Source organism: Acinetobacter kanungonis (genome assembly GCF_009939195.1).
GTDB lineage: Bacteria > Pseudomonadota > Gammaproteobacteria > Pseudomonadales > Moraxellaceae > Acinetobacter > Acinetobacter kanungonis.
Genome location: NZ_JAACKC010000001.1, coordinates 902354 through 913863, shown reverse-complemented (window position 1 = coordinate 913863; position 11510 = coordinate 902354). Strand labels below are relative to the sequence as shown.

Genomic DNA, 11510 nt, shown 5'->3' with positions numbered 1-11510 from the left:
TTGCTTAGACCAACTCAATAATGGTGGCGATGCCCATCCCACCACCGACACATAAAGTGGCTAAACCACGTTTTTTGCCTAGGCGTTCCAGTTCATCCAATAGCGTTCCCAGAATCATGGCACCTGTTGCACCCAGTGGATGTCCCATGGCAATCGCACCACCATTCACATTGACTTTCTCGGCAGGTACATTTAGCTCCTTCATAAAGCGCATCACCACCGCAGCAAAGGCTTCATTCACTTCAAACAGGTCAATATCATCAATCGATAAGCCCGCTTTGGCTAAGGCTTTACGTGCAGCAGGCGCAGGACCCGTGAGCATGATGGTTGGATCGGTACCGACCAGTGCCGTTGCAAGCACTTTGGCGCGTGGTTTTAAACCTTGTTCTTTGACGGCTTTTTCAGAGGCGAGTAACACCACAGCGGCACCATCCACAATGCCTGAGGAATTGCCTGCATGATGTACATGCTGAATTTTTTGCGCTTCAGGATACTTTTGTAAGGCCACCGCATCGAAGCCCATTTGTCCTATCATTTCAAAGCTTGGGTTGAGTTTGGCCAAGCCTTCAGTCGTGGTATGGGCTTTAATAAATTCATCTTTTTCTAAAATCATCACCCCTGAATGATCTTTGACAGGGACAACGGATCGATCAAAATAACCGTTGGCTTGTGCAGCAGCGGCTTTTTGTTGTGAAGCGACGGCAAAGGCATCGACATCGGCCCGGTTATAGCCATCTAAAGTGGCAATTAAATCAGCACCAATGCCTTGTGGTACAAAAGCGGAGTTTAGGTTGGTTTCAGGGTCGAGTGCCCAAGCACCGCCATCTGAACCCATGGGTACGCGTGACATGGACTCGACACCGCCTGCAACCACGACATCTTCCCAACCTGAACGGACTTTTTGCGCGGCTAAATTGACTGCTTCTAAACCTGAGGCACAGAAACGGTTAATTTGTACGCCTGCCACATCATCATGCCAACCTGCCGCAATCGCGGCGGTTTTGGCAATATCTGCACCTTGATCACCAATGGGGGTCACGCAGCCCAGCACAATATCATCGACTTTGGCGGTATCCAGTTGATGGCGCTGTTGTAATTCTTTTAATAAGCCAACGACCAAGCTAATTGGTTTCACTTCATAGAGTGAGCCATCTTTTTTCCCTTTTCCGCGTGGCGTGCGTATCGCATCAATGATGTAAGCCTCGCTCATATTTTGATTCCTTGTCTATTTTCATGATTTTCTGCTTTTCGAGTGTAATGATTAATTGAGGAAGCGCAATGACAAGAGTGGTTGAGTGAACTTGATAGTTTTGGTCAATTGGGATGTGTGGCTATTAACTTGATCAAGGTAGGGCTTGATTAGTAAACTACGTAGCCATAAAAAATAATCTACATAAATGAAATTTATTAATATTGTTGGAACAACTGCTTCAGGTAAAACCACATTTTCCAGACAGTTAGCACAGAAATTAGCATTATCTCATATTGAAATGGATGATTTATTTTGGCTCGATAATTGGCAAGAAACGCCAGATGATCAGTTTTTCTTAAAATTACAAAGTCAGATGAATGCAGCAGATGAAGGATGGGTATTAGATGGAAATTATTCGCGGACGTTGCCTTTAAAACTAGCAAAATTGGATACGATCATTTGGTTGGATTATTCATTTCGCTTAAATTTTTATCGTTCTGTTAAACGTGCGATCAGCCGAGCAATGAGCCAAAAACCCTTGTGGAAAAGTTCAAATAATCATGAAACGTTTCAGCGAAGTTTTTTGTCCAAAGACTCCATTATTTTATGGATGATCAACAACCATGCGAAAAACCGCCAGAAATATTTAAAGATGATGCATGACCCTCAATATCAGCATCTCCAATTCATTCGTTTAGCTTCACCGAAACAAGCCGCAGAGTTTTTACAAAAAATTAAGAGCAGATAATGATGCATATTCCAGCAAAGGCACTTTGTATTTTTCGATATCAGGAGAAGGTTTTGCTTTCTCATGGACATGACCCTAGCAAAAATGAAAATTATTTGAGACCGATAGGAGGTACTATTGAATTTGGAGAAACTTCTTTAGAAGCAGTTAAACGAGAAGTTTTAGAGGAAATAAATCAGCAGATTATTCATACGAAACTGTTAGGTGTTCTTGAAAATTTATTTACTTTTGATGGTCAAGCAGGGCATGAAATCGTTTTTGTTTATGAGGCTGAATTTTTTGATGAAACTTTGTATAGCCAAGTAGAAATAAAGGGGTGCGAGACAAATGGTTCAACTTATATCGCTGAGTGGGTTAATACACAGTTATTGGCATCAGGTCAGTATCCAGTTTATCCCAAGGGCATAGCGCAGTGGCTATGTAAGAAATAGACAGCTTTATCTTCATATTAAAGCTGTCTATCCCAAAATACATGATTATAGGTAACCGTGTAATTGACGATATAAACCTGGGGTCACACCTGTCCATTTTTTGAAGGCACGGTGGAAAGTACTGGTTTCACTGAAACCAACTTGCTGTGCCACATCTTCCAAAGTGAGATTTGGATTGAGGAGTAAGTGAATCGCAGCATCACGACGCAGGGCATCTTTCACACCTTGATAGCTTTTGCCTTCTGCAGCCAGACGACGACGTAAAGTTTGCGGTGAAAGATAAAGCATCGAAGCAACATCATTCAGCGTTGGCATTTCTTCACCAATTTGACTCTTCAGTACTTCACGGATACGAGAAGTGAGCGAGTTGGTATTTTTGAATTTGACCAAGAGCTGTGCCGGTGCTGCTTTTAAGAATTCTTCCAGCGTTTCTTCGTTTTGACGAATCGGTAAATCTAAATAATCTGCAGCAAAGGTGATTTCGGTACGTGGCATGTCAAACTGCATCACGGGTGCGAAAAACAGAGCATCATATTCATCGGCATGTGCAGGACGCGGGTAGCCAAAATGTACGCGCTCTAAAGGCAAGCGACGTTCAATTAACCAAGATGCCAAGCCATGCCAAATCATCAACATACTTTCGGTGATGAAATGATTCGGGTCCATCTCGGTTGGAATGAGTGGGACTAAGCGGGCTTCATGCTTGTCGCGTTCAAGCGAAACACACCACTCATCACCAAACAGTTTATAGAATTGTGTCGATAATTCGAGTGCATCACCCAAGGTTTTTGCATGGATGATCAGTTGGCACATGATGGCAAAGGTACCCAAGCGACGCGGCTGAGTATCAAAACCTATATGTTCGTCCTGAGTCACCATCCATAACATTTTCACAAAACGTGTGTATTGTTCTGGAGAAATTCGAGCTTTAGGCTGACGTAGCAGTTCGGCTTCAATTCCGACGTGCGAAAGTAAGGTTTCGACATCCATGCCGAGGCGTTTTACGCCAGTCAAAGCCGCATTCACAAAGTGGATACTAATTGTATCGCGGCTCATGTTAAATCCTTCAGTCTCTTTTGTATTCACTTGCGTATGACCTAAATGACGCTAAAAAAGTTTTTATAGGCAATTTACAATAATAAAATTTGCCTTTCTACATGGTAAATTGCCGAAATGATCAAGGTAAATGGCTGAACATGACATTGTTTTGTTGATTTTATATTTCTAAGATACATAAAAATACAATAGTTAAAGAGTAAAAAGAACATGCAGCATGCTTTAAAAGGATTGAAAGTACTCGATTTTTCTACACTGTTACCTGGCCCATTTGCCACTTTATATTTGGCGGATATGGGGGCTGAAGTGATTCATGTGGAATCGCCAACCCGACCTGATCTGATTCGCCTTTTTCCACCCTATGCCCATGGACAGGCGACAGCGCATTTGTATTTAAACCGCAATAAACAGTCGGTTGCCTTAGATTTAAAAGATCCTGAAAACATTGCTGCGATTAAAGCGAAGATCTGTGAATACGATATTGTGGTGGAGCAATTCCGCCCTGGGGTCATGCAGCGACTGGGATTGGACTATGCCACTTTAGCGGAAATTAACCCGCGACTGATTTATTGCTCCATTACAGGCTATGGTCAAACGGGTGACTATAAAGATAAGGCAGGGCATGACATTAACTATTTGGCCTTGTCTGGTATTGCAGGGCACAGTGGACGTCAGCAGAGTGGACCACCTCCTTTGGGTATTCAAGTGGCAGATATTGCGGGTGGTTCGCTCCATGCCGTGATTGGCATTTTAACCGCGGTGATTGAACGCGCCCAGAGTGGGCAAGGGCAGTATATTGATATCTCGATGACCGATTGTGTTGTGGCATTGAACAGTATGGCCGCTGCGGCCGCATTGGCAGGAAATATCACTCCACAGCCAGAATCGGGAATCCTGAATGGTGCCAGCTTCTACGATTACTATGAAACGCAAGATGGGCGTTATCTTTCTATTGGCAGTTTAGAGCCACAATTTATGTCAGGTTTGGCAACCTTGTTGGAACTGCCGCTGCTGTTAGAGAAAGGTGCTTCACTCCATGCGGAAGATCGTCTTGCGGTGAGACAGGCAATACAACAAAAGATTAAAACCCGATCTTTAGAGGCGTGGCAGCAACTGTTTTCGGCACAGGATGTTTGTGTCGAGCCGGTGTTACAGTTAGATGAGGCTTTACATTCCAACTTGGCACAACAACGACATTGGGTGGTACAAGTGCCCTTGCAGGAACAGTCCACTGAAACCCAAGCGCAATTGGCGTGTCCAATCAAGTTTTCCCGTTCTGTCATGCGTTATGATTTTATGGGGCAGGCTTTAGGTGCAGGCCGTTGGTAAGCTGCACCTCATAAATTGAGTCATTGATGATGAGGGTCTTAACAAAAAACGACAAAAAGATTATATTTTAATCATAAAAAACAGGCGTAACCTGAACAGGAATAACATAATTATAAAAGGTTGCAGGTATGCAAAAGCTCCGGATCACAAGGAATTGCTTCATGTGGTGTTTGATGGGCTTGAGTATGAATTCTGGGACTCATGCGCAATCCGCCTTTGCGGTAGATAGCCCTTGGATGTTTGGGGATTGGAACGGGGCCCGAACTGAATTACAAGCCAAGGGTTACAGCTTTAATTTGGGCTATACCGGTGAAATGGCATCTTTACTGGATGCCAAAGTTCATTCCAGTCATGGCACTGAATATGCCGATCAGTTTGTGCTCGGAGGCCATTTTGATCTCGAGCAGATTCTCGGCTGGCAAGATACGGAAGCACAAATCATTGTGACGGAACGCAATGGACATTCGCTGTCGCAAACCTCAGATGCACTGGCGGGGCACTTAAGCTCAACTCAAGAAGTCTGGGGGCGTGGGCAAACTTGGCGCTTGACCAATCTCTGGATTAAAAAGCAATTTTTAAATCAAAAACTAGACATTAAAGTCGGACGCTTTGGCGAAGGCGAAGACTTTAACAGTTTCGATTGTGATTTTCAGAATTTGGCTTTATGCGGTTCTCAGGTAGGGAACTGGGTTGGTGACCAATGGTTTAACTGGCCCGTTAGTCAATGGGCGGCAAGACTGAAATATCAAATCTCCCCTGAACTCTTTAGCCCAATAGGAGTCTATGAATATAACCCCGAGAACTTAAAACGCAGTCAGGGCTTTAATTTAAGTACTTCGGGCTCGGATGGTGTCATTGTCCCAGTCGAGTTGGTCTGTCAGCCTAAAATTGGCATGCAAGACAAAACTGGTGAATATCGACTGGGCTATTACTATAGCAGTGCGGATGCCGTAGAAATTCAGAATCCGAATGCCACATCGCATAAGCAAGGCATGTGGATGGTGGCAAAACAACAGTTACTGCAACATGCGCAAGATCCTCACCGTGGAGTGACGGGATTTATCAATCTGACCATGCATGACGACAAGACCAATAGTGTGGATAACATGCAAAATATCGGTCTGATCTATACAGGTCTGCTGGATATGCGCCCGAGAGATGAAATTGCATTGGGATTTGCGCGCATTCATCTGAATGATGACTTAAACACGGGGCAAGACGAAGAATACAACACGGAATTGTATTACGGTTTACAGGCGACCCATTGGTTGATGATCCGCCCAAATCTGCAATACATCCGCCATGTCGGTGCCTATAAGGACGGAGAAAATGTCTGGGTTGGGGGAATCAAGTTCCAGACTGCATTTTAAATGCCTCAAGCATCCTTTCTGAATGAATTTTATCAACATCGATTTAAAGCGAACCATATAAGAAACCAAAACAATAGGCACTCTGTCATGTAGGACATCGCAGAACACGCCACCCAGAATAAAATGAATGAGGTGAATAGAATGAGTAACCCATCGAATACCCTGCGAACCTTGACCGTCATTGTGATGCTGGTGATTGCTGCCTACTTATTGATTGGCGGTGTCTGGCTGATTGTGCTGGGAGGTTCCATCTACTATGTGATTGCAGCGTTGTTGCTTTTCGCATCCGCATTTTTACTTAAACAGAGGCAATCTTCTGCGTTATGGCTCTATAGTTTGTTGATGCTGGCGACCATCTTGTGGAGTCTATGGGAAGTTGGAACCGACTTTTGGGCGTTAGCCCCCCGACTGGATATCTTGGGGATCCTCGGATTATGGCTGCTGATTCCTGCGGTGACCCGCAACATGAGTGCGGTTCAGGGCAGTAAAATTGCTCTTTCAGGGACGTTGCTGATTGCAATCTGCGTAATGGTCTATGCGATTTTCAATGATCCGCAAGAAATCAATGGCGTGATCAAGCAACCACAGCCAGAGTCAGCGCAGGCAATAGATGGTATTGCCGAACAAGATTGGCCTGCCTATGGGCGTACTCAAGCAGGAGTACGTTATTCTCCACTAACACAAATTAATGATAAAAATGTCAAAGACCTCAAGGTCGTCTGGACATTCCGTACAGGGGATGTCAAAACCGATCAGGATTCAGGAGAAACCACCAATCAGGTGACGCCAATTAAAGTCGGTGACAACCTGTATATGTGTACCACTCATCAATGGTTGATTGCCTTAGACCCTGCCAGTGGTCAAGAAAAATGGCGTTATGACCCTAAACTTAAAGCCGATCATACCTTTCAGCATCTGACCTGTCGTGGGGTAATGTACTACGATGCCAATAATACCGCCGAGTTCGCCACCAGCTTGCAAAGTCGAAAAACCGTATCTGCCGAATGTCCACGTAAAGTGATTGTTCCTGTGAATGATGGTCGCTTGGTGGCAGTCAATGCCGACACAGGCAAAGTCTGTAGCGATTTTGGTGAGCAAGGTGAGGTGAATTTACAAAAATTTATGCCGTATGCCTATCCGGGCGGGTATAACCCCACATCTCCGGGGATTATTTCAGGCACGACCATCGTGATTGCGGGATCAGTCACAGACAATTATTCCTCTAAAGAACCTTCAGGGGTGATTCGTGGCTATGACGTCAATACGGGTGAATTGCTTTGGGTCTTTGATACAGGGGCACAAAACCCGAATGCCATGCCGAACGAAAGTACCACTTTTGTACATAACTCACCGAATGCGTGGGCACCTTTGGCCTATGATGCGAAACTGGATATCGTATATGTGCCAACAGGCGTTGGAACACCTGATATTTGGGGCGGAGATCGTAGCGAATTAAAAGAACGTTATGCCAATTCCATGCTGGCTATCAATGCCAGTACAGGCAAGCTGGTGTGGCATTTCCAAACCACACATCACGATTTATGGGATATGGATGTGCCTGCGCAACCGTCATTGGCAGATGTTCAGGATGCAGCAGGTCAAACTGTTCCTGCCATTTATGTCTTAACCAAAACAGGGAATGTCTTTGTGCTGGACCGACGTACAGGGAAAGCGATTGTGCCAATTACTGAGCGCGCCGTTCCTCAAACCGTGAAACGTGGACCGCAAACTCAAGGTGAGCATTATGCTGCAACCCAACCATTTTCTGCATTAAATCTTGCCCCTCAAGAAAAGTTAAAAGATAAAGATATGTGGGGTGCGACCATGTTTGACCAGTTGATTTGCCGCGTATCTTTCCATCGCTTGAATTATGACGGCATTTATACCCCGCCTTCTGAAAATGGTACGTTGGTCTTTCCGGGGAATTTAGGTGTATTTGAATGGGGCGGCATGTCAGTGAATGCCGATCGTCAGGTCGCTGTGATGAATCCTATCGGCTTGCCTTTTGTCAGTCGTTTAATTCCAGCCGATCCAAACCGCCAAGAAACCGCGAAAGGTGCAGGCACTGAACAAGGGGTGCAACCGATGTATGGCGTACCTTATGGCGTAGAAATCAGTGCGTTCTTATCGCCACTCGGCTTGCCATGTAAACAACCCGCTTGGGGCTATGTGGCTGGTGTAGATTTGAAAACTCATCAAGTGGTCTGGAAAAAACGGATTGGGACTATCCGTGACAGCCTGCCACAATTGTTCCAGTTACCGCCGTTAAAAATTGGGGTGCCGGGTTTGGGCGGACCCATCTCAACTGCTGGTAATGTCATGTTTGTCGCAGCTACGCAAGATAATTATCTTCGTGCATTTAATGTCACGAATGGTGAGCAGTTGTGGGAAGGACGCTTACCTGCAGGGGGGCAAGCCACACCCATGACCTATGAAATCAATGGTAAGCAATATGTCGTGATTATGGCGGGTGGGCACGGTTCCTTTGGCACCAAGATGGGGGATTACTTGGTCGCCTATGCCTTGCAATAACGGACTGTATCTTGAATAAAAAAGCCTGATGAATCAGGCTTTTTTATTTTCAGACTTGGGAGGTGAAAATAATAGTGTGTCTTTAGGTGCAGGTGATGGCTCATCACATACTAATAAAGTTAATTCATGAATTTTCATTAGGTGAGTTTCTGAAAGTACAGTTCATCACTTAACTGAAAGAGCATTTTCCTGAAGATAATTGGCTTGTTCGACTTTATTGAGTCTATGGCATGAGCTTGCTCAATCGTGTTTCAGTCATCTAGATTCTTTTCAATTTTTCCTAGAGATCATCTTTTTGATCAACAGTAGGGTTTTAAAGTTAAGACGTTATAGCGCGTGTATTGGCTGATGATCGAAAATTATTAATATGATGATGTACGTTCACAAGCGCTGCCGATTTTAAAACTTATCCCTAGAATTTGCTTTGGTTTGCTCATCGAAGAAAGTCATGCGAGTTTTAAAAATAGCCTGAATCCCAATAAAATCGGGTATTGTCTTTTGTAAAACCACGTTATATCAATTGTTCATAACTATCTAATAAAAAATAATTAAAGTAAGAAAATCTGCAAGGATTTGAGCTGAATGCCACGAATATTTATCTTTATCAATAAAACCGCTATGAAATATGTAAAAAACGCATTTTGTTGATAGTTTAAATGTCGTTATGCTGTCAGTCGTTATAATGAAACTACTAGCTGTACGCCATGTATTTATATACTGATTTTGATCAGCAACTGATCAATGAACGTGTTGCACAGTTCCGTGACCAAACGGAACGTTATTTAGCGGGTAAACTCACTGAAGATGAATACCGTCCGCTACGTCTCCAAAATGGTTTATACGTACAACGCTATGCGCCAATGTTACGTATTGCTGTTCCTTATGGTTTGATGAGCTCTACGCAGTTACGCAAGGTTGCGGAATTGGCGAAAGAATATGACCGTGGCTATGCACACGTGTCAACACGTCAAAACATTCAGTTTAACTGGCCAGCGCTTGAAAACGTGCCTGACATGCTTGCCGAATTGGCAACTGTACAGATGCATGCCATTCAAACTTCAGGTAACTGTATTCGTAATACTACGACTGACCAATATGCGGGTGTTGTGGCAGGCGAAATTGCCGACCCACGTCCGACTTGTGAATTGATTCGTCAATGGTCAACGTTCCATCCTGAATTTGCGTTCTTGCCACGTAAATTCAAAATCGCCGTGTCTGCTTTAGAAGAAGTGGATCGTGCTGCAACCTCATTCCACGATATCGGTGTATATATCGTGAAGAATGCAGCAGGTGAGATCGGTTATAAAATCAAAGTAGGCGGTGGTTTAGGCCGTACGCCAATCATTGGTTCAATCATCAAAGAATGGTTGCCACGTGAAGACTTGATTGCTTATCTTGAAGCGGTACTTCGTGTGTATAACTTACACGGTCGCCGTGACAACAAATATAAAGCACGTATCAAAATTTTAGTTAAAGCATTAACGCCTGCAGTGTTTGCTGAAAAAGTGGAAGCAGAATTTGCTCACACTATCAAAACATTGAAAGTCGATGCTGAAACTTTAGCGAAACTGGATGATGAATTTACCCCATTTGCTTATCAACAATTGGCGGATGAAGACTTCACGGCATTGTTTGCTGAACATCCTAAGTTCAAGCAGTGGTTCAACATTAATACCAATGCACATAAAGTCGCTGGTTACCGCGTTGTCACCATTTCACTAAAACGTGCGGGGATTGCACCAGGCGACGTGACTACTGAAGAAATGAATTTGATTGCAGACCTTGCAGACAAATACACGTTCGGTGAATTACGTACCACGCACGAACAAAACATTTCTTTGGTCGATGTACCGCAAAAAGATTTATTTGAATTGTGGCAAACCTTAGAACAACACGACTTGGCACGCGCGCATATTGGTTTCATTACCGATATTATCTGCTGCCCAGGCGGTGACTTCTGTTCATTGGCGAATGCGAAATCGATTCCTATTTCTGAAGCGATTTCACGTCGTTTTGATGACCTCGATACGGTTTACAATTTGGGTCATATCGACTTGAACATTTCAGGCTGTATGAATGCCTGTGGTCATCACCACGTGGGTAATATTGGTATTTTAGGTGTCGATAAAAAAGGTGCTGAGTTCTACCAAATTACTTTAGGTGGGAATGCAGACCATGATGCTTCAATTGGTGACATCTTAGGGCCATCATTTGCAGCTGAAGCTGTGCCTGACATCATCGAAGAAATTCTGAATACTTATCTTGATTTACGTCAAGAAGGTGAAGAGTTCATTGAAACTTATCGCCGTGTTGGCATTCAACCATTCAAGGAGCGTGCTTATGCTTAATACCGCACTACAAGTGCTCTCTAAAGATGGCACGATTGCAGACAATAGCTACCAGTTGATTGGTGAAGATGCTGTATTACCGCAAGGTGATGTGGTACTGACTGTTGAACAGTTAGATCAGCTTGCCAACATTAAGGGTAAAAAAGCGTTACTGATTACGGTTGATGCTTCTCCTGAAGTAAATGAATTTCCGTTAGACCAGTTAGATGCGATCTTTATTGATTTCGCTGGATTTAACGATGGTCGTGGTTATTCATTTGCAGCATTGTTACGTCGCCAAGGTTTCCAAGGTGAATTACGTGCCACAGGTGATGTGTTTAAGGATGTCTTAAACTATATGAAGCGTTCTGGTTTCGATACTTTCGTGATTAAAGAAGGTAAAGATGTTCAGGAAGCTGCAGCCGGTTTGGGTGATTTCACCAATCCGTACCAAGCATCAACTGCGGTTGCTCAAGCAAGTTATCAAACTGGGGCTTAAGTCCTTTAGTTAGAAAAAAGCCAGAT

9 protein-coding genes are annotated in these 11510 nt (G+C 43.9%); 7 read left to right on the top strand and 2 right to left on the bottom strand.

Translation table 11 applies throughout. From position 1 onward, the window contains the following. Positions 1–4: 4 nt before the first annotated feature. Positions 5–1210 (bottom strand): acetyl-CoA C-acetyltransferase, encoded by a 1206-nt coding sequence (locus GWK51_RS04075; protein ID WP_161932742.1) that lies wholly within the window; start codon positions 1208–1210, stop codon positions 5–7. Between the two features lie 187 nt (positions 1211–1397). On the opposite strand from GWK51_RS04075, the gene GWK51_RS04070 reads away from it, so the two are divergent. Both GWK51_RS04070 and GWK51_RS04065 read left to right on the top strand, forming a co-directional pair. After that, a complete protein-coding gene (locus tag GWK51_RS04070) occupies positions 1398–1940 on the top strand; it encodes a P-loop NTPase family protein (RefSeq protein WP_161932741.1) in 543 nt (180 codons plus the stop codon). Beyond that, entirely contained in the window at positions 1940–2371 is a 432-nt protein-coding gene (locus GWK51_RS04065) for an NUDIX hydrolase (protein WP_161932740.1), read from the top strand. The genes GWK51_RS04070 and GWK51_RS04065 overlap by 1 nt, the downstream gene beginning before the upstream one ends. Before the next feature lie 45 nt (positions 2372–2416). Here GWK51_RS04065 and GWK51_RS04060 read toward each other — a convergent pair whose 3' ends face one another. After that, on the bottom strand, positions 2417–3427 hold the full coding sequence (locus tag GWK51_RS04060; protein WP_016165386.1) for an AraC family transcriptional regulator: 1011 nt from the start codon (positions 3425–3427) through the stop codon (positions 2417–2419). 210 nt (positions 3428–3637) lie between these two features. Here GWK51_RS04060 and GWK51_RS04055 point away from each other — a divergent pair, with 210 nt between their 5' ends. The 5 genes from GWK51_RS04055 (at position 3638) to GWK51_RS04035 (ending at position 11484) form a co-directional block, all read left to right on the top strand. Beyond that, a complete protein-coding gene (locus GWK51_RS04055; RefSeq protein ID WP_161932739.1) occupies positions 3638–4756 on the top strand; it encodes a CaiB/BaiF CoA transferase family protein in 1119 nt (372 codons plus the stop codon). A 161-nt stretch (positions 4757–4917) separates the two neighbouring features. Next, complete coding sequence (locus GWK51_RS04050) at positions 4918–6126, top strand: carbohydrate porin (RefSeq protein WP_407925956.1); 1209 nt, start codon at positions 4918–4920, stop codon at positions 6124–6126. Positions 6127–6267: 141 nt separating this feature from the next. After that, positions 6268–8658, top strand: coding sequence for a glucose/quinate/shikimate family membrane-bound PQQ-dependent dehydrogenase (locus GWK51_RS04045; protein ID WP_161932737.1), 2391 nt, complete (start codon positions 6268–6270; stop codon positions 8656–8658). Between the two features lie 704 nt (positions 8659–9362). Further along, positions 9363–11006, top strand: coding sequence for a nitrite/sulfite reductase (locus tag GWK51_RS04040; protein ID WP_161932736.1), 1644 nt, complete (start codon positions 9363–9365; stop codon positions 11004–11006). Beyond that, entirely contained in the window at positions 10999–11484 is a 486-nt protein-coding gene (locus tag GWK51_RS04035) for a DUF934 domain-containing protein (protein WP_161932735.1), read from the top strand. Before GWK51_RS04040 ends, GWK51_RS04035 begins: the two co-directional genes overlap by 8 nt. Positions 11485–11510 lie beyond the last annotated feature (26 nt).

Coding starts and splice junctions, on each gene's coding strand:
- GWK51_RS04075 (WP_161932742.1), bottom strand. CDS start 1,210: ATGAGCGAGGCTTACATCATTGATGCGATACGCACGCCACGCGGAAAA.
- GWK51_RS04070 (WP_161932741.1), top strand. CDS start 1,398: ATGAAATTTATTAATATTGTTGGAACAACTGCTTCAGGTAAAACCACA.
- GWK51_RS04065 (WP_161932740.1), top strand. CDS start 1,940: ATGATGCATATTCCAGCAAAGGCACTTTGTATTTTTCGATATCAGGAG.
- GWK51_RS04060 (WP_016165386.1), bottom strand. CDS start 3,427: ATGAGCCGCGATACAATTAGTATCCACTTTGTGAATGCGGCTTTGACT.
- GWK51_RS04055 (WP_161932739.1), top strand. CDS start 3,638: ATGCAGCATGCTTTAAAAGGATTGAAAGTACTCGATTTTTCTACACTG.
- GWK51_RS04050 (WP_407925956.1), top strand. CDS start 4,918: ATGTGGTGTTTGATGGGCTTGAGTATGAATTCTGGGACTCATGCGCAA.
- GWK51_RS04045 (WP_161932737.1), top strand. CDS start 6,268: ATGAGTAACCCATCGAATACCCTGCGAACCTTGACCGTCATTGTGATG.
- GWK51_RS04040 (WP_161932736.1), top strand. CDS start 9,363: ATGTATTTATATACTGATTTTGATCAGCAACTGATCAATGAACGTGTT.
- GWK51_RS04035 (WP_161932735.1), top strand. CDS start 10,999: ATGCTTAATACCGCACTACAAGTGCTCTCTAAAGATGGCACGATTGCA.